At 39.0% G+C, this 19,254-nt stretch carries 17 protein-coding genes; 13 read left to right on the forward strand and 4 right to left on the reverse strand.

Annotated elements, in window-relative coordinates:
• Window positions 1-83 precede the first annotated feature (83 nt).
• Entirely contained in the window at window positions 84-2,354 is a 2,271-nt protein-coding gene (locus OZZ83_RS03130; protein WP_278023407.1) for a hypothetical protein, read from the forward strand.
• Window positions 2,355-2,603: 249 nt separating this feature from the next.
• Here the strand turns inward: OZZ83_RS03130 and def are convergent, their stop codons facing one another.
• Complete coding sequence (gene def / locus OZZ83_RS03135; protein ID WP_002309767.1) at window positions 2,604-3,167, reverse strand: peptide deformylase; 564 nt, start codon at window positions 3,165-3,167, stop codon at window positions 2,604-2,606.
• A 249-nt stretch (window positions 3,168-3,416) separates the two neighbouring features.
• Here def and rpsO point away from each other — a divergent pair, with 249 nt between their 5' ends.
• The 5 genes from rpsO to OZZ83_RS03160 all read left to right on the forward strand — a co-directional run bounded on the left by rpsO (window position 3,417) and on the right by OZZ83_RS03160 (window position 10,112).
• Window positions 3,417-3,686 (forward strand): 30S ribosomal protein S15, encoded by a 270-nt coding sequence (rpsO, locus tag OZZ83_RS03140; RefSeq protein ID WP_002289282.1) that lies wholly within the window; start codon window positions 3,417-3,419, stop codon window positions 3,684-3,686.
• 187 nt (window positions 3,687-3,873) lie between these two features.
• Window positions 3,874-6,000 carry a polyribonucleotide nucleotidyltransferase gene (pnp, locus tag OZZ83_RS03145; protein ID WP_002344721.1) on the forward strand — a complete coding sequence of 709 codons (2,127 nt, stop codon included), beginning with the start codon at window positions 3,874-3,876 and terminating at the stop codon, window positions 5,998-6,000.
• A 193-nt stretch (window positions 6,001-6,193) separates the two neighbouring features.
• Complete coding sequence (locus OZZ83_RS03150) at window positions 6,194-6,460, forward strand: GlsB/YeaQ/YmgE family stress response membrane protein (RefSeq protein ID WP_002293441.1); 267 nt, start codon at window positions 6,194-6,196, stop codon at window positions 6,458-6,460.
• Between the two features lie 143 nt (window positions 6,461-6,603).
• Complete coding sequence (locus OZZ83_RS03155; RefSeq protein ID WP_317548485.1) at window positions 6,604-8,595, forward strand: KUP/HAK/KT family potassium transporter; 1,992 nt, start codon at window positions 6,604-6,606, stop codon at window positions 8,593-8,595.
• Window positions 8,596-8,810: 215 nt separating this feature from the next.
• Window positions 8,811-10,112, forward strand: a complete 1,302-nt coding sequence (locus OZZ83_RS03160; protein ID WP_002309763.1) for a hemolysin family protein — start codon at window positions 8,811-8,813, stop codon at window positions 10,110-10,112.
• A 128-nt stretch (window positions 10,113-10,240) separates the two neighbouring features.
• Here OZZ83_RS03160 and OZZ83_RS03165 read toward each other — a convergent pair whose 3' ends face one another.
• The 3 genes from OZZ83_RS03165 to OZZ83_RS03175 all read right to left on the reverse strand — a co-directional run bounded on the left by OZZ83_RS03165 (window position 10,241) and on the right by OZZ83_RS03175 (window position 13,050).
• Entirely contained in the window at window positions 10,241-11,611 is a 1,371-nt protein-coding gene (locus tag OZZ83_RS03165; RefSeq protein ID WP_278023408.1) for an MATE family efflux transporter, read from the reverse strand.
• Window positions 11,612-11,792: 181 nt separating this feature from the next.
• Window positions 11,793-12,116 (reverse strand): DUF960 domain-containing protein, encoded by a 324-nt coding sequence (locus OZZ83_RS03170; protein ID WP_002289744.1) that lies wholly within the window; start codon window positions 12,114-12,116, stop codon window positions 11,793-11,795.
• Window positions 12,117-12,441: 325 nt separating this feature from the next.
• A complete protein-coding gene (locus tag OZZ83_RS03175) occupies window positions 12,442-13,050 on the reverse strand; it encodes a 50S ribosomal protein L25/general stress protein Ctc (RefSeq protein WP_002309762.1) in 609 nt (202 codons plus the stop codon).
• A gap of 328 nt (window positions 13,051-13,378) precedes the next feature.
• Between OZZ83_RS03175 and OZZ83_RS03180 the strand changes: the two genes are divergently transcribed.
• The 7 genes from OZZ83_RS03180 (at window position 13,379) to OZZ83_RS03210 (ending at window position 19,118) form a co-directional block, all read left to right on the forward strand.
• Window positions 13,379-14,095, forward strand: a complete 717-nt coding sequence (locus tag OZZ83_RS03180) for a 16S rRNA pseudouridine(516) synthase (RefSeq protein WP_002312433.1) — start codon at window positions 13,379-13,381, stop codon at window positions 14,093-14,095.
• A 12-nt stretch (window positions 14,096-14,107) separates the two neighbouring features.
• Window positions 14,108-14,803 carry a YjjG family noncanonical pyrimidine nucleotidase gene (locus OZZ83_RS03185; protein WP_002309760.1) on the forward strand — a complete coding sequence of 232 codons (696 nt, stop codon included), beginning with the start codon at window positions 14,108-14,110 and terminating at the stop codon, window positions 14,801-14,803.
• Window positions 14,804-14,886: 83 nt separating this feature from the next.
• On the forward strand, window positions 14,887-15,516 hold the full coding sequence (gene udk / locus OZZ83_RS03190; RefSeq protein WP_002289751.1) for a uridine kinase: 630 nt from the start codon (window positions 14,887-14,889) through the stop codon (window positions 15,514-15,516).
• A 338-nt stretch (window positions 15,517-15,854) separates the two neighbouring features.
• Window positions 15,855-16,457 (forward strand): TVP38/TMEM64 family protein, encoded by a 603-nt coding sequence (locus tag OZZ83_RS03195; RefSeq protein ID WP_002293431.1) that lies wholly within the window; start codon window positions 15,855-15,857, stop codon window positions 16,455-16,457.
• A gap of 21 nt (window positions 16,458-16,478) precedes the next feature.
• Entirely contained in the window at window positions 16,479-16,967 is a 489-nt protein-coding gene (locus OZZ83_RS03200) for a GNAT family N-acetyltransferase (RefSeq protein WP_002293430.1), read from the forward strand.
• Between the two features lie 326 nt (window positions 16,968-17,293).
• Window positions 17,294-18,667, forward strand: a complete 1,374-nt coding sequence (locus OZZ83_RS03205; protein WP_002345469.1) for a hypothetical protein — start codon at window positions 17,294-17,296, stop codon at window positions 18,665-18,667.
• Window positions 18,651-19,118 (forward strand): YaiI/YqxD family protein, encoded by a 468-nt coding sequence (locus tag OZZ83_RS03210; RefSeq protein WP_002309757.1) that lies wholly within the window; start codon window positions 18,651-18,653, stop codon window positions 19,116-19,118. Before OZZ83_RS03205 ends, OZZ83_RS03210 begins: the two co-directional genes overlap by 17 nt.
• Window positions 19,119-19,254 lie beyond the last annotated feature (136 nt).

Here is a 19,254-nt window from a genome sequence, read left to right on the forward strand (position 1 = left end):
GTTTTCAAGAAAAAGGTGTTCGCTTTGTCTGTATGAAAGTAATGTATACTTTTTTATAACAAAATAATGGGGGCGGATATGAAATGAATCCTGAAAAACAAGAAGAACAAAGAATTGGCTTATGTATTGATAAGGAATCTGGGCGTAAGAGATTTGAAGGAGTATACTGTACTGATTATCTAACTGCTATAACAAATACTATGTTCGACCATGCGAAACAGCTTTCTGATAAGAAGTTCCAGCAGCACTTTTTTCAAAACTTCACGGAGTATCTTTCCCCTGAGATCAAAGGATGGGTTTTATGGAACGATTTCCAGAAGGTGAGCAGGAAGTTTGAAGAGCTAAAACTAGAGAATATCTATAATAATCTAAATCTAACTTTTGATGGTACATCACAGCTTTCTGAGAAGGAAAGAGTCAACGATTATTTGTACGACTTGAGAGGACAGATAGCCGTAGAAGTAGCAAAAACGAATCCAAGAATCGATTTTTATCTTTACTATGATCCTGAATATGAAAATGCAAGGGATGAGATAAGTGCTATTGGTGCTGGTGACTTAATGACTATAGTAGCAAATTGGAGTGTTAATGTAGCATTTGAAGAAAGACAAGTTGCTAATGGAGGTGAAGAGAGTTATCCCAGTCACACGCTCCGTTATGTTTATCATAACAAAGAAGAACTGGCAGGAAGGGTGTATTTATATGGAGAAGGGCATGATAACAGTGTTGTTATGTACGATTTAAAAGGTAAGCTGACTGATGTAATGCCTTGGGAAAGAGATGAGGGTCTTGCTGTGACATGGAAAGAAGAATGTAGGATTACGAATCTTACGTTGGATCCAGCCTATGCAGCCAATCATTTACAGCAAAGCAGTACAGTAAGGCAAAACAGTGGAGAAGAAAAAGATATAAAAGAATTTGCTGATAAAAATCCAGTGTTTGAAAATGAACTTAGAGAAGGAGAGGAAAAAAATATTCCTTCCACTCCTGATGCTTCTGCTTCTGATCTTAAGATTGTAAACGAACAAGCCAAAAATTTAGAGAGTACTACCCCAAGCAGTACAGTAAGGCAAAACAGTGGAGAAGAAAAAGACATAAAAGAATTTGCCGATAAGAATCCAGTGTTTGAAAAAGAACTTAGAGAAGGAGAGGGAAAAAATATTCCTTTCATTTCTTACTCTTATAGTTTTGGTCTTAACTCTCTAGCTGAACAAGAACATTACAAAAGAATTGCCAGAATTGCCCCAAGCAGTACAGTAAGGCAAAGTGATAATCAAAGGATGTATATGATTTATGGAGAAGAAAAAGATATAAAAAAATTTCTCGATAAGCACCCGATGTTTGAAAAAGAACTTAGAGAAGGAGAGAAAAAAAATATTCCTTTCACTCCTTACGCCTATGCTTCTGAATTTAAGTCTAAAAACAAAAAGCTTATTTTGTGGAACGAAATCAATTCAATTATAAATTCTCGTAGGGAATTTCAACCAGAAAACCTTACAATAAGAAAAAATATAGATGCCTGTTTTGAAAAGATAATGTTAGAAGTCGCAAAAGAACGATCTGATATAACGATCGTGATGTGTAACGATTACAGCATTGATAAAGATGTGAGAATTGTTAATGGAAGCCGGATAGACTCACGTGCTGCAGCTCTCCGTTATATTTATCATACGCCAGAGCTTAGGGAGAAAGTAGTTTTCTACAATGGAGCACAAAACAGAATGGCACCATGGGAGGCAAATCCCGAATTATGGAAAGCATGTGTCAAAGACTTTGGCATGGATCTAAGACCAAATGAACAGTTGACTCAGCCAAAAAGTACGGCAAAACAAGACAATAGTACGAGGACAGAGACGCTAGTAGAAATAAATCCTTTGGAAAATAGAGAGGAATCAAAGCAAAAGACAGATCAAACGATTCAGCCAAAAAATACACATCAAGACAAGCCGTCACAACTAAAGGATTTAGCTTCTCGACATAACCATCAATCCTTATCAGATATCATGCAAGCAGCTGATATACAGCATAAAGAAAATAATCAATCAAACAACTGGAAACAAGATAGTCCAACAAAGCAAAATGTAAGTACAAATACACAAAAAGAAATATCGTTGATAAAAGCAGAATCTTGGGCAGACAGCAATGAATCGAAGCGAGTGGGACAGTTAATAAAGACGTGGGAAACTCCCTCCCAAACGACGAGTGCAACCACATTAGATTCAAGAAAACAGGGGTTAGGGCAACTTCTAGAAGACGTAACGACACGTAAAAGTTATCCTTCTGGAGATAAAAAACAGGTAATTCCCAATAAAGCTTTATCTCTATCCAAGACACAGCCACATCTTGAATTTTGATTTCAGGAAATTTCATTTTAAATTTAGTAGCGAAACATAAAAAAGGGGCTGTGACAAACGACGTGTCACAGCCCCTTTATTCCGAATATGTTCAAAAGCTTGCATCTGAGGTAATAAGCCTAACTAAACGAAAAATAGGAAGAGCTATTTTTGTTTGGCTGTTCTTATTACTTGATGCAGGACAGCTTTTTCACAACCTCTTTATAAAGCTTTCTTATGCCATTAGAATCGAAGGATCAATCCAAATCTCTATTCGATCACCAATACGCCTTCTTTTAATGCAAATGGATTTTGATCGTTGATGTGGTCATAGAACATCACACCGTTGATATGGTCGATTTCATGTTGAACGACGATCGATTCATAATTCTTCAAACGAATCTTGTGTTTTTCACCATTCATATCATAATAAGACACAGTGATTTTGGCGTGGCGAACGACATATCCTGGTACTTCTCGGTCAACAGATAAACAGCCTTCGCCTTCCCCTAAACAAGCATCTTGAACAGAATGGCTCAAAATTTTAGGATTATACATAACAGTACTTAGAGAAGGTTCATCTACCTCTGGGTCTGCACTTGGTACGTGAACAGCAATGATTCTTTTAGAAATATCTAATTGAGGCGCAGCTAAGCCAACACCGCCTCGTAAGTGCAATTCTTCAGCTTTGATTGGATCTTGGCTGTTTTTTAAGAACTCAAGCATCTCTTTTCCTAAAGAGAGATCTTCTTCGCTTAATGGAAGAGAAACTTCTTCTGCAACTTCGCGTAAGGTCGGATTTCCTTCACGAATGATATCATCCATTGTAATCATGGAATATGTACCCCTTTCTTAGAAGACTATATTCAAGTCTATTTTCGCATTATAGTTTACCACAAAAATGGAAAAGTAGTAGTAAGATTGTTTGAAAACTACTTTTTCTTAATGATTAACCACTTGATTTCCAGCCCGGTTTCAGGTAAAGTATAGCTGTGTGCTCTAGGCGCACGGCCTGCCACTTGGTTAAGCGAATCACCAACGTTTTACTCAGTCGCAGGGGAATAATCGAAAGAGGTGAAAGAAATGGCAATTTCAAAAGAACGCAAGAATGAAATCATCAACGAATATGCTCGCCATGAAGGGGATACTGGTTCTCCAGAAGTACAAATCGCTGTATTAACTGAAGAAATCAACCACTTGAATGAACATGCACGCGTGCACAAAAAAGACCATCATTCATACCGCGGCCTAATGAAAAAAGTTGGTCACCGTCGTAACTTGTTAGCTTACTTACGTAAAACTGACGTTCAACGTTACCGCGAATTGATCAAACGTTTAGGCTTGCGTCGTTAATTTTAGTCAAAAAGAGTGGGATTCACATGAATCTCACTTTTTTTACTCGTATATCAATTAAGCAAAATTCCGTGATCAAGCTAGATGGACTCCTACTAACCAAATGAAAGCTGCTCAAAAAACGGCTTTCGGCAGTTTTCATTTGTTTAGTAGCGTCTTGCTTTCACGAGAAGGAAAAGGAGAAGTTATGTCAGAAAAACAAGTATTCAAAACGACATGGGGCGGCCGTCCCTTACAAATCGAAGTCGGTCAGCTAGCAAAACAAGCAAACGGAGCCGTTTTAGTCCGTTATGGAGATACAGTGGTCTTAAGTGCAGCTGTGGCCTCTAAAGAAGCAAAAGATACAGACTTTTTCCCATTAACGATCAATTATGAAGAAAAAATGTATGCAGCAGGGAAAATCCCTGGAGGTTTCATCAAACGAGAGGGTCGTCCAAGTACAGAAGCAACATTGACTGCCCGTTTGATCGACCGTCCGATCCGCCCGATGTTTGCGGAAGGCTTCCGTAATGAAGTCCAAGTAACGAACATCGTGATGAGTGTAGAAACTGACTGTTCACCAGCTATGGCAGCGATGTTAGGTTCTTCTTTAGCACTATCAATCTCAGATATCCCATTTGATGGTCCAATCGCGGGTGTAGAAGTTGGTCGTGTAAATGGTGAGTATGTCTTGAATCCAACGGTAGAGCAAGCAGAACAAACAGATATCGAATTAACTGTTGCTGGTACGAAACAAGCGATCAACATGGTTGAAAGTGGCGCGAAAGAAGTTTCAGAAGAAGACATGCTTGGTGCATTGCTGTTTGGTTTTGACGCTATCAAAGAATTAGTTGCTTTCCAAGAAGAAATCGTTCAAGCAGTAGGAAAAGAAAAAATGGAAGTCACTTTACTGCAAGTTGATGAAGTATTGAAAAAAGAAATTTTTGATGCTTCTTACGCTACAATGAAAGCAGCAGTAATGACCGAAGAAAAACTTGCTCGCGAAGAGAACATTGAGCAAGTGAAACTCGATATTCGTGAAGCTTACGCTGAGAAATTTGCAGGTCACGAAGATGAAGATCACTTATTGAAAGAAGTCAAACAAATCACGGAAGATTTAGAAAAAGATGTCGTACGTGAATTGATTACCATCGATAAAATCCGTCCTGACGGGCGTAAATTGGATGAAATCCGTCCATTGTCATCAGAAGTCAGCTTATTGCCACGTGTACATGGATCAGGATTGTTCACACGAGGACAAACACAAGCTTTATCTGCTTGTACACTCGCACCTTTAGGAGAGCACCAAATCATTGACGGTTTAGGGGTTGAAGTCAGCAAACGATTCATCCACCACTACAATTTCCCTCAGTTTTCTGTTGGTTCTACAGGACGTGCAGGATCTCCAGGACGTCGGGAAATCGGACATGGCGCATTAGGAGAACGAGCATTGGCACAAGTAATCCCTTCAGAAGAAGAATTTCCTTATACGATCCGCTTGGTAGCAGAAGTATTGGAATCAAATGGTTCTTCTTCCCAAGCAAGTATCTGTGCTGGCACGTTAGCATTGATGGACGCAGGGGTACCAATCAAAGCACCTGTTGCCGGTATTGCGATGGGACTTGTTTCTGATGGTGAGAACTATACGATCTTAACAGATATCCAAGGGCTGGAAGATCATCTTGGCGATATGGACTTTAAGGTTGCCGGTACAAAAGATGGTATCACTGCTTTGCAGATGGATATCAAGATCCAAGGAATCACAGAACAAATCCTAACTGAAGCATTGACTCAAGCAAAACAAGCACGTATGGAAATCTTAGAAGAATTGACTTCAACGATTGCTGCTCCACGTGAAGAATTAAGCCAATATGCACCAAAAATCGAAATGATCCAGATCGAACCTGCTAAAATCAAAGATGTCATCGGTAAAGGCGGAGACACGATCAATGGAATCATCGATGAAACGGGTGTAAAAATCGATATCGATCAAGATGGAAAAGTAAGTATTGCTTCTGCTGATGCAGAAATGATCAAAAAAGCCATCAAGATCATCGAAGATCTGACAAAAGAAGTCAAAGTCGGTGAAGTTTATCTAGGGAAAGTTGTCCGTATCGAAAAATTCGGTGCATTCATCAACTTGATCAAAGGAAAAGATGGACTTGTCCATATTTCTCAATTGGCAAACGATCGTGTCAATAAAGTCGAAGATGTTGTTAAACTAGGTGATGAGATCCTTGTGAAAGTAACGGAAATCGATAAACAAGGACGCGTAAATCTGTCAAGAAAAGCAATGTTGAATGAAGATGGTTCAACGAAAAACGAAGCAAAATAATTTTAATTCTTATGAATATTGTGTTTTGTGATCAAGAAGTTGACAGGAGAACAACAATTATTCGAAAAAAAGGGAGGTGACGATTTTTGTCATCTCTCTTTTTTTACTGAAGTTTCTTGGTGCATATTTTTGGAGTCCTTCTAAATAAAGCGTAAAATAAAAGTGAGATAAAAGGACGAAGGAGGGGAAGGCTATGCTGAACTTTTTATGGTCGTTGTTTATCGGCGGTGTGTTAGGTTTGATAGCTGGTGCCATTTTGGGAAAGGAGGTCCCAGGTGGTGTATCTGGAAATATCATTATCGGCTTTTTAGGCAGCTGGCTTGGCGAATTTTTACTAGGACCGCTAGGACCGGAACTTGGCGGTTTTTATTTGATCCCAGCACTATTGGGTGCAATTTTTTGCCTTGCGCTTTATTCATTTGTGGCAAGACGTATCAGGGAACGACCAAAGAAAGAATAATTTTATTCAAATAAGTTGACACTTCAGTGTGTTACTTGGATAATTAGAAGCAATTTAGGAAAGTGGGTGTCATGGATAAGAATATCGTCTATCATTCAAGCTTACCTAAAGGATATCCATATAACAAGAAATGAGGGGAAAACGTGGCAACAACGCACAATACCAAAAAAATATCAATGGCTGGCCTGCTTGTAGCGATGGGAGTCGTCTACGGTGACATCGGGACAAGTCCGCTTTACGTGATGAAATCGATTGTTGAAGATAATGGCGGATTGACAGGAATTAATCCTGATTTTGTTATCGGATCAGTCTCATTGATTTTTTGGACATTGACTCTACTGACAACGATCAAATATGTCGTGATTGCACTAAATGCAGATAACCATGGGGAAGGTGGAATTTTCTCACTCTACACACTTGTCCGAAAAGGTGGGAAATATTTGATTATTCCTGCAATGATCGGAGGAGCTGCCTTACTAGCAGATGGGGTATTGACCCCTGCTGTGACGGTAACGACTGCGATTGAAGGATTGCGGGGAATTCCGCAGTTTTTTGACCGGTTCGGTAATAACCAGAACGTGATCGTCATTATCACTTTAGTTATTATTTTTGTCTTATTCATGGTCCAACGCTTTGGTACAGATATTGTCGGAAAAGCATTCGGACCAATCATGTTCGCTTGGTTTACTTTTTTAGGAGTAATGGGGTTGCTGAATTTTAGCCAGGATTGGACAGTTATCCGTGCATTGAACCCTTATTACGCAATCCAGCTGCTTTTTAGTGCAGATAACAAATTAGGCTTGTTCATTCTTGGAAATATTTTCTTGGCTACGACAGGTGCAGAGGCGCTTTATTCCGATCTTGGACATGTCGGCAAACGAAATATTCGTTTGAGCTGGCCTTACGTCAAAATTTGTTTGGTCATCAATTATTTTGGGCAGGCTGCATGGTTATTGAATGTTTATCAAAACCCTGAAGCACAGCAAATCAAGAACTTGAATCCATTCTTCCAAATGATGCCTCAAAGTTGGATCGTGATTGGCGTTGCTTTTGCAACAGTTGCTGCGGTGATTGCTTCGCAAGCATTGATTACAGGCTCGTTTACGCTGGTTTCGGAAGCTATCAAGTTGAAACTGCTGCCTCGATTAAAGATCATGTATCCTGGGAACAGTATCGGGCAAATGTATATCCCAGCAGTCAATCTGATTCTATGGATCGCCTGTTCTCTAGTGGTCGTCACATTCCGAACTTCCCATCATATGGAAGCTGCTTATGGTCTGTCGATCACGGTGACCATGTTGATGACGACGGCATTGCTTTACTTTTATCTTATCCAAAATGGGCATTCTCGTTGGTTTGCATATTTAGTTACCTTTTTCTTTGGTGCAATAGAAGTCGTTTTCTTTATCTCAAGTGTCGTCAAATTCTTCCGTGGCGGTTTTGTAGCCGTTCTGATTGGTTTGATCATCTTAGTCGTGATGTTCATTTGGGAACAAGGGAACATTATCCGCGAATCGTCAACAGAGGATGTGTCTTTGAGGGATTATATCCCACAGCTTAAAGAATTACGTGATGATGCTTCTTTACCAATCTATCAGACGAATGTTGTCTTCCTAGTTCCTGATATGGCTGAAGATAAAGTGGGACGACAGTTCATCTATTCGATTTTAGATAAGCGACCTAAAAGAGCAAGAGTCTATTGGTTTGTTCATGTGGAAGTGACGGATGAGCCATATACGAAAGAATATCAAGTAGATATGATGGGCACCGACTTTATTGTCCAAGTGAATCTGTTCTTAGGTTTCAGGGTCCAACAGGAAATTAACGTATATGTTCGCCAAGTCATCCATGATTTGATGAAACAAGGTCGTTTGCCAAAACAGCCACAAAGATACTCTTTGACACCAGGACGGGAAGTTGGCGATTTCCAATTTGTTCTGATTGATGAAGTAGTCTCAAATGTGACAACTCTAGGAAAATGGCAACGTCAAATCATGCAGGCAAAACTGGCAATCAAAAAAATCGCTACCTCGCCAGAAACATGGTTTGGGATAGAGTACAGCGAAGTAAAACATGAAACTGTTCCGCTTATCATTGGAAATACTCGGAAAACATGGTTGAAAGAGCGGTTGTGAAAGTAGCGCTTTGATCTAAATTCAGCTTTTGAATACCGTTTTTATCAGAGATCATGAAAAAGCTGTTTAGCAACAAGTAACGCAATGCTTTTAATAGGAAGGAGATGTGGCATTTTTCAGCCACATCTCTTTTTTTACTCCTAATATAAATACGCATTATTTTCAATTTTTTTGTAGAAAAAGGGTACAATAGAAAAAGAGAAAGGCGGGAGAATATGGTTATCAATTTCATTATTTTATTTTTGATGATCGCAATTACTTCATTTTTTGTAGCAAGTGAATTTGCTTTAGTGAAAATCAGACGATCAAAATTGGAACAATTAGAAAAGGAAAACGTGAAGAACGCCAAGCTAGCTCTTCATGTTACACACCATTTAGATAATTATTTATCAGCTAGTCAATTAGGAATTACGCTAACCGGGTTGATCATCGGGTGGGTCGGTGAAGGCTCTGTCGCGGCTCTACTGGAACCAGTGATCGGTAAACTACCTTTCAGTTCGGCTATCAGCAGTACAATCTCTGTGGCGCTAGGATTTATTTTAGTGACGTATATCGATGTGGTTATTGGCGAACTGCTTCCTAAGAGCTATAGTATCGTCAATACGGAGAAGGTCGTCTTGTTCGTAGTCAAACCGCTTCATTATTTTTATAAAGTAATGTTTCCTTTTATTTGGGTATTGAATCATTCAGCAGCGGGTCTAGGAAAGCTTTTAGGTGTGCGCCTCGTATCTGAAGGAGAAGAAACCTTGTCTCAAGAAGAGCTGACACTAGTCGCATTGAATTCTTATGAAAAAGGTGAGTTAACCAAAGAAGAATATCATTATTTGGAAAACGTGTTTGAATTTGATGATACCTTGGCAAAAGATATACAAGTAGATCGTACGTCTATGCAAGTATTCGAAGCTTCAGAAACAGTAAAAGAAGCGATAAAAGCTTCGATTGAGCAAGGACATACTCGCTATCCGGTGATTTTAGAATCCAAAGACAATGTTCTAGGTTATGTTACCTTACCAGATTTGATCAAGCAATCTTATAAAGATGACCAACTGACAGTAGAACATTTGATTGAAGAGCCAATCGTAACAACTGAAACAATCCCTATAAAAAAATTATTGACGATCATGCGAAAAAAAGGAAAACATATTGCTATCTTAAAAGATGAATATGGAGGGACAAGCGGCTTAGTAACGATTGAAGATATTTTAGAAGAAATCGTCGGGGAAATCCGGGATGAGACAGATTTGGACGAAGCGTTGATAGCGGAACAGTCAGATGGCTCTTATATCATCTCCGGCAAACTAACATTAGATGATTTTCAACGTTATTTTCATGTAGAGATTCCAGAGTTTGAAGAAACGAATTTTACTACACTTGCGGGATTTGCTTCTAGCCGATATAAAGAAATAAAAGCAGGAACGATCATTGAGATTGCCTCATTCCGTTTCACGGTATTAGAATACCAGCATGCGCATATCGATTATTTCAAAGTAGAGACCATGGAAAGAGATGCAGAATAAAAGAAAAAATGCTGTGACAAAAAATGTCACAGCATTTTGTTATCTAAAAAAACTGTTTTCGGTAAACGAAGAAGATATTTTCAATAAAAGTTTTCATTTTTAGCCGCACCGATTTCTTTTAATCAAGGTTACCTTGCTTCGGCATGTTCTAACGTGAAATGTTCCTCTTCACCCATATGTTTCAATTGTTTCATCGAACGCATGTAAGAGTAAAGCAACACTGCAACAGAGCCGATCCAAGCTAGAGGAGAAGCTGCTGCGGCTCCTGGATACCCCCACATTCCTGTAAGAACGATAGCTGCAAAAGAACGCATAAGCAATTCCATCATACCGGCGATCGTAGGAATCTTGCTTTGTCCAAGACCTTGAAGCGTGTAGCGTAAAATGAACAGGACTGCTAAGATCCAGTAAAGAGACCCATTGATATTGAAGTAGGTTTGTGCTAATTCAAATACATGTGTTTCTGATGGGCTAACAAACAGTTGAACAAAGAAATGTCCAAAGAAAATGACGATAGCACCTGCTAAAAGACTAAATCCGACACTCATCAATAAAGTTTGTCGTACACCTTGCAAGATTCGACCATATTCTTTTGCACCATAGTTTTGTGCAGTGAAAGTCGCCATTGCGATACCAAATGACATCATCGGTTGATTGGCAAATTGATCAATACGACCAGCAGCGGCTTGAGCAGCCACAACATCTGTCCCTAAGCTATTTAGTGCCGCTTGTAATACGATAGCACCGACAGCGATGATTGAAGACTGGAACGCCATTGGCAAAGCTGCATTTAGATGTACACGAAACTCTTCTTTATCAAAATTGAACTCTTTTTTGCGTAACTGTAACAAAGGCATCTTTTTCTTGATATACACAAGACACAGTACGCTAGAAGAAACTTGTGCGATTACGGTAGCAATAGCTGCACCTTCCACACCCATACCAAAATAGATAATAAAAATCAAATCAAGTACGACATTGATGATAACCGCAATGATCAGAAAGAATAATGGTGTGCGGCTGTCACCAAGTGCGCGAATGACATTAGAAAGCAAATTGAAACTGACGGATGCAAAGATTCCTAACAAAATAATTGAAATAAACGTTTGTGCTTGATCAATTATTTCAGGAGGAGTTTGCATCAACTGAAGCATCGGACGAATAAACAGGAGACTCAGGACGGTTAAAATCACAGTGACGACAAGACTAATAACAACACTAGCAGCAAAACTTTTCTTCAGACCTCGATAATCTTTTGCACCGTAACGTTGTGCAGTAATAATGGCTAAACCAGCTGTTAACCCTTGGGCAAAACCAATGATCAAAAATGTCAGGCTTCCAGTTGCACCAACCGCTGCTAGCGCATTTTTACCTAGTGTCTGACCCACGATGATCATATCGATCATATTATAAAACTGCTGAAAAACGTTTCCGATCAGTAAAGGAACAGTGAACAGCAAAATCAGTTTAGCGGGGCTTCCTTTTGTTAAATCGCGCATCTTTTAAACTCCTTATATCTTTAAAATTTAGTTAGTAGTATATAGCGTTTATCCTGAGAATACCAATTAGAAATCAATGATAATTGATGAAATTCCATAAAAAGAAGCCAAGAATTGAGTCAAAGAATCAACAACTTGGCCTGGTCTGTAAAATAAGGGACATCCACGTTTATCTATCACCTTAATATTGTCTGATCTCACTTGGTAAAAGGATCGTTTCTCTCGTACCGTCATCATAGGCGTATACTTGAGCAGGAAATTGGTTCGAATAGGCAAACGGTAAATCAATATCCATTTCCACATTGCTTCCTGCTTGAGAAAAATGCATTGTCACTTTTCCACGATTTTCGATCAAATCAAAGGTTAATATATTTTCTAATGGAATGACTCCCTTAAGATCTAGGTCAATAATAAACCATATACTGTCAATCAATTCATCTGGCAAACTTGATACTACACCAACTGAAGCGTAACGGTTGCGGCTGCTATCAAAACTTTCAAACATCTGGTTAACCTCCTTCGAATCAACGAATGTTTTTATTTTTATAATCAATCATAGGATAAACTAGAAATACTTACTTTAACGAGGGTTCATTCTAATAAAGAATCAGGAAAAATGCAACAATAATTGAATACTTTTTTTCAAAGTATAAATTTTTATAAAGGTACGATAAAAATATGCGAGGGAAAGCTTGGTAAATCAGGATTTTTCGTTTGCAAAGCTATTTACAAAAGTGGAAGCCCCATATGAAAATAAACGATTAGAAATAAAAAAGGCGTGTTAAAAGCTGCTGACCCGCCACTTCTAACACCACCTGATTGTTTCAGTATTATTCTTCTTTTGAACCGATTACTTCTGGTTCGCCGCCTTCACCTGTGCTTTCTTCTTCTTCACTTTGAGCGACTACAGCAGCAATTTGTTCTTCACTGTCGGTCACGAACTTGTAATCGTCGTTTTTTGGAAGATCGGCTACTGTAATAGAATCGCCTAATTCCAAGTTTGTCACGTCGACTTCAATTCGTTCAGGCAATTTGTCTGGTGTAGCAGATACGACTACTGTATACAAGTTTTGAGCTAACACTCCACCCGATTTAACACCAATTGATTCGCCAACAAGAACGACTTCTGTTTCGACTTCTGTTTCTTCCGACATGTTGACAGATAGAAATTCTGCATGCTCGAAATGATTAGTAAAAGTGTTCGTTTGAATCTTATGAACCAATGTATTGACTTTTTGTCCGTCAATGTCCATCGTGATAACTGTGTTTGCTCCATGTTCACGCAACAATTTGCTTAGTGTCAAACCATCGAATGAGATAGGGGTACTTTCTATTTTATACCCATAAACAACAGCTGGAACTTTCCCTTCGTGACGAAGTTTATTTCTTAATGAACGGGGACGTACTTCTCTTTTACTTACTTCTAATGATACTGACATAACCAAAATTCCTCCTTAAAATGTGACTGTCTGCTTTGGTAACGGACAGATTTTATTTAAGTGAATTCTAAAGGCTAATCTCGTGCACATCATCGAAGGCAGGGCGCTTAAAAAAACGCAAAAGGAGAGATGTGCGCATCTCCCCTTAGAAAGTCAGGATTCAACTTTTCTCCACCAGGTCATTACGCTGTGTATGAGAAATCCAATTCACTTTACTCTTTAACCGTAACGCGAACTACTGGTTAAGTCAAGGAATAACGCTGTTGATTTATTTGCAAGCAAACATATTCAAGGTATAATTCTTATTAGTAATAAGAAAGGAAACGGTATGCGCTTAGATAAATTAATAGAAGAAAAATTAGAAACGACACGTAAGGAAATGAAGCGGCTGTTTGCTTTGAAGCAAGTGATGGTCGATGGCACAGTCGAATTTCGACAAAATCGAAATGTAGACAGTTTGCTGCATCGGATTGAAGTAGCAGGTGAACATTTAGAAACAAATGAGTCCTATTATCTTCTCAACAAGCCTAAAAAAGCTGTGACTGCCGTGTCAGATCCAGAAAAGACGACGGTAATCGATCTGATTGCAAGTGCCGATCGTTTTCAGCCGCTCTATCCGGTGGGAAGACTGGATAGAGATACAACAGGACTATTGCTGATTACTTCGAATGGCCAATTGGGATATGAAATGCTCCTTCCTGAAAAAAAGGTCTCAAAGACTTATCAAGCAGTGGTGAACGAAAGGGTGACATCAGCAGACGTAGCAGCATTTGAAAAAGGAATCGTATTCGCTGATGGGTACCAGTGCCAGCCGGCTAATCTAAAAATACTCAAAGCAGACAAGCACCAAAGTACTGTTTTATTGACGATCCAAGAAGGAAAATTCCATCAAGTCAAAAAGATGTTTTTAGCCCAAGGAAAGAAAGTGATCGCATTGAAGCGGTTAAGCATGGGACCATTGGAATTAGATGAACAGTTGGCAGTAGGCGAGTACCGATCGTTGACGCTAGCAGAGATGAAAAAGTTAAGTATTTATTTTAAATAGGAGATCAAAAAGATGAGATATAACACTTTATTGTTTGATGTTGATGATACATTACTAGACTTTCAACAAACTGAAGCAAATGCTTTAAGTACTTTGTTCGCAGAGCAAGGAATCACGTTGACACCAGAAATCAAAACGAGCTATAAGGCTTTGAATCATCATTTATGGCAGGAATTTGAAAAGGGCAGACTATCACGAGAAGAAGTAACAGGCAGTCGTTTTGGATTACTCTTCCAACAATTTGGGAAAACAGTAGATAGTCGCCAAATGGAGAAACGCTATCGTCACTACTTGAACCAAGGACATGACCTTGTTCCAGGGAGTCTAGAACTTCTGAAAAAGGTCCACCCTCACGCCGAACTTTATATTGTAACGAACGGTGTGTCGCATACTCAATATCAGCGTTTAACAGATGCAGGAATGCTTGATTATTTTAAGGATATATTTGTCTCAGAAGCTGTCGGAGCGCAAAAGCCGATGAAAGAATTTTTTGATCATGTATTTTCCCGCATTCCTGATCTTGATAAAAAGCAGACGGTGATCATTGGCGATTCACTGACTTCTGATATCAAAGGAGGGAACATGGCAGGGATCGATACGATTTGGTTCAATAAAAACAAATTGCCGGAAATCGAAGAGATCCAACCCACTTATCGAATCGATTCTTTAGAAGAACTTTACTCATTATTGGAAATTGAAAAGGATTAATTTTCAGAAAAATATAGCATTTTCGTGTTTTTTCGCTATAATAGATTAGAATGAAAAAACGGATACGAAAGAGGTTTTAGTCAATGACAAAAAGCAAGCCAATTATCATTGGTGTGACGGGTGGGTCAGGAAGCGGAAAGACAAGTGTCAGCCGTGCGATTTTCAACAACTTCCCGGACCATTCCATCATGATGCTTGAACAAGATTCTTATTATAAGGATCAGAGCCATTTGAGTTTTGAAGAACGATTGAACACAAATTACGATCACCCTTTTGCCTTTGATAATGATCTGCTGATTCAGCATGTAGGCGACTTACTGAACTATAAAGCCATTGAAAAACCCGTGTATGACTATGTAGCGCATACAAGAAGTCAGGCAACGATCATTCAGGAACCAAAAGAAGTGATCATTCTAGAAGGAATCCTGATCTTAGAAGATGAACGTCTGCGTGACTTGATGGATATCAAGGTATACGTAGATACAGACGATGATATTCGTATTATTCGTCGTATCAAACGGGATATGGAAGAACGGGGACGCACATTGGACTCCGTGATCGAGCAATATTTGACAGTTGTTAAACCGATGTATCATCAATTTATCGAACCAACGAAGCGCTATGCGGATATCATTGTTCCAGAAGGCGGAGAAAACCACGTTGCTATTGATTTGATTACAACAAAAGTGGCTAGTTTCTTAAACCATAAATAGTGCGCAGTGAAACAGTTGAACGGACTGCGACCGTTTGAAAAGCAAGGATCCTGCTTTTTGAACAGTCACCAGTCAACTGTTTTTTTATTTATAACAAGAGGTTGTGAAATCAGCGTCTTGACTTGAGTATTAGAGAGAAAAAACGGAAAAATAGCTACTTATATTTTACCGTTTTTTGAGCTAATACCGAAGGTCAGCTGATTGAGCACCGTGAATCAGAGGTTGTGACAGAAGTAGTCAGCTTCAATAAATAAGAAGGAATTTTCCGAAGAAGCTACTTTTGCATCACCCCCTAAGGAGGCAGTTTTAGCAAATGAAAAAAGATATGAGGAAGAAAGATGTCTAAAAAAGCATCAGTTTTACAAAAATGTCTTCAGATCATGCCAATCATCGGTCTGTTGTTTTTCTTTGTGTTGATTCTCTATGCTTATCATCATGGGATTTTTCGTTCAAGCACCTCTTTGCAAGCGTTTATCCAGGAATTCGGCAAGTATGCAGTGATAGTATTTGTTCTGCTGCAAGTGATCCAAGTGATCATTCCTATTTTGCCGGGAGGGATCTCTTCGGTAGCTGGCATGCTGATGTTTGGCAATGGATTTGGGCTTTTATATAGTTGTATTGGTCTAGTGATTGGGGAAGCAATCGGATTTTTGCTTGTCCGTTACTATGGTGTAGCCTTTGTCCAGCTTATTTTATCGCCAAAAAAGTATCAAAAATTTGATGAATTGCTGACAAGAAAAACGAAAGATATCAAAAAAGTATTAGTCGTTACCTTGCTGCTTCCCTTTGCGCCAGACGACTTGATCTGTCTAGTAGCTGGTTTGACGAAATTATCTTTTAGAGAGTTTATGCAGATCGTGATTTTCTTGAAGCCGTGGTCGGTAGGTGTGTACAGTATGATCATGCTCTTTTTATTCCATCAAGCGCAAGGTCATTTATAATGTAAAAAAGGACGTGGGTGTATGGAAAAAATAAAAGTAACAGAAAATGAACTGGATGAGCTGATGGCAGTCATTCAAGAAGTATGGCCGGAAGCTTTTGTACCAATTATTGGTCAAAAACAAGTCGATTATATGCTGAAAACTTATCAGTCAAAAAAGCAGATCCAAAAAGAACTGGCAGAAGGCGTTTCTTATTTTTTATTAAAAAGTGAAGGAAAGACTGTCGGTTACACTGCTTATGAAGAGATAAAAGGTAAAATCTATTTAAGTAAATTATATTTGCTGAATAAAGCCCGTGGCCAAGGATTGACTTCTTCGGTTTTTCGCTGGTATGAAGAACTTGCTGCGCAAACAAAGGAAAAAGAGATTTTTTTACGAGTGAACCAGGGAAATCACCAAGCAATCGAGGTTTATAAGCATGAAGGGTTTGAGATTACAGAAGAACTTGTTTCAGATATCGGTCAAGGATTTCAAATGGTCGATTATAAAATGAAAAAAGCTCTCGCATAATCTTAGGAACTGTGTTAAAGTAACTTCATGCGACGGGTCGAGAAGGACTCTGGTTTACAGAGCTCCTAATTGATTTTGGAGGCACAGGATAATTGATTTCTATCTTTATCACCTGCCGGATGCAGGGGTGTCGGGCAAGACTTTTGTGGAGAAGGGCTTGTCTGCTTGAGTAATCAAGTACCGTAAAAATGCGGAAAGAAGCTTATGCTTCTTTCTGCATTTTTTTTTTTTTACAAGAATATATTCTGTAAAATTGGTTTATTTCCCCTTTAATGCTAAAATCGAAGAGCAGATTAGTTATAAGACTGTTTAAGGGAGCCATTGTCATGTTCGAAAAACTCAAACGATTTGGGCGCAATTTTACGCAAACAACGCCCTTTATTTTAAGCAATACGGTTATTTTGATTCCTTATCTTTTATTTTTGGGAATAACAGATTCGCATAATTGGCTGACGATTTTGCCATTTACGCTGTTTTATGCCTTTCGGATGACTGGGCTGTTTTTAGTCAATAGTCTACGATTTGGTCTAGATAGTTACACGTTGCTGATGATCGCTCTGCTGATGGGTGGTACTGGTTCATTACTTGGAATACTAGGCGTATTTTATTTTCCTTTGTTTTATTTTTCAAGTGTTCTTCTAGGGCTAAGTGCAGCATGGCTTGTACCTGCTAATATCACGGTCAATTTCCATGAGAAGATGCAAGGCTTTATCAATATGGATGGGAAAAAGTACTTATTTGCAGCTATCTGGCTATTCCTCCTGTATCAAGCAATCGGACTGCCTGCACCGACTCAGATTGCAGCAAGCTTTACGATTTATACACTTTTTTACGTCATGGCCTACCACACGGTCAGTCATTATCCGCGTTACGAACTGGATTTCAAAGATATGAAAAGAAATCTAGTGGCTACGCGGGAGCTTGTTTTATTTTTGGTGTTCTTTGGCTTATTGTTTCTTTTGAGAAATGCCCGATTGTTATTCGATGAAAGGCTTTTTGATCTTGCTGTTTATGGTTTCTTGGTGTTGTTCATTGTGTTCGTGTTCGTCTTAGGCCACCAGAAGAAGGAATGGAAGTTGCCAAGTTGGCTGAATCTGTTTACTTTTCTAAATGGAATGTTAGGGAATTTTCTTTTTTTGTTTAGCAGTTTTTATGTTGGCATACTGTACGGATTAGAGAAACTTCCGTTTTATATGTATTTTCCTTATGCTGCCGGTTTGATTGCAGCAAAAATAGTCGGACCATTGATTTTGAAACGTTTATCATGGTCTCCATTGGCTACGCAATTGCTTGGACTGAGTTCTTCTTTGTTGGTCCTCTTGATTCCAAATGGTTTTGCGATAGGTGTCTTTTTGCTTAGTTTCTGGCACGTAGTAACAGGCAGTTGGCTAAATAAGGAATACTATCAAACCGATGTAGCTATTCCAATGGATCGTCGGATTATTGCCAAGTACACTACTCAAAATAAAGGAAGTGTGATCCACCAGTTTTTATTGATGACGCTTTTGTTTATTTTATCAAAAGAAATGGGAGAGCCAATCCATCTACTACTGATCATGCTGAACCATGGAGCAGTGCCGATAGCAAGTGCGCAACTGCTTATTTTAGCCAAATGGATCAATGTCGGTCTCTTAATGAGCGGATTGGTGACTGTATATCATTTATGGAAGAAGGCGAAAAAGAATGAGGCTATTCATTGATGGGGATGGTTCTCCAGTAAAAGACGATGTCATAAAGTTAGGAGAATCCTATGGTCTCGACGTGATTATCGTAACCAGTGTAGATCATTATACGACCAAAGAATACGCTAATCATGTCCAAATCGTCTACGTAGACCGTGGAGCTGATAGTGCAGATTATAAAATCGTCGGTATGGTTAAGAAGAATGACTTTTTGATCACGCAAGATTATGGTTTAGCTTCACTTGTATTGCCGAAGGGTGTGCGAGTGTTCCATCACTCTGGAAAAGAATTTGATGAAGCGAATATCGGCACGCTTCTCGAACAACGTTACCATAGTGGGAAGTTAAGAAAAGCTGGCATAAGGACAAAGGGTCCAAAACCCTTTACAGATAAAGATCATACGACTTTTCGTCAAGCGTTGAAAAAGGCAATTGACCAAGGTTTACCAAGTACAGAAGATAGTAGGTAACGAAGGTAAGTTTACTTGTGCGCGAATACACCAAAAAAGGAACAGGGAAACAGGATAAATGGATTCCTTGTTCCTTTTTTTGTTGTTCGGTACTAGCTCAAAAAACGGTAAAATAGGAGGAGTTATTTTTATTTGG

The organism is Enterococcus sp. E5-162 (genome assembly GCF_035725965.1).
GTDB classification, from domain to species: Bacteria; Bacillota; Bacilli; order Lactobacillales; family Enterococcaceae; genus Enterococcus_B; species Enterococcus_B lactis.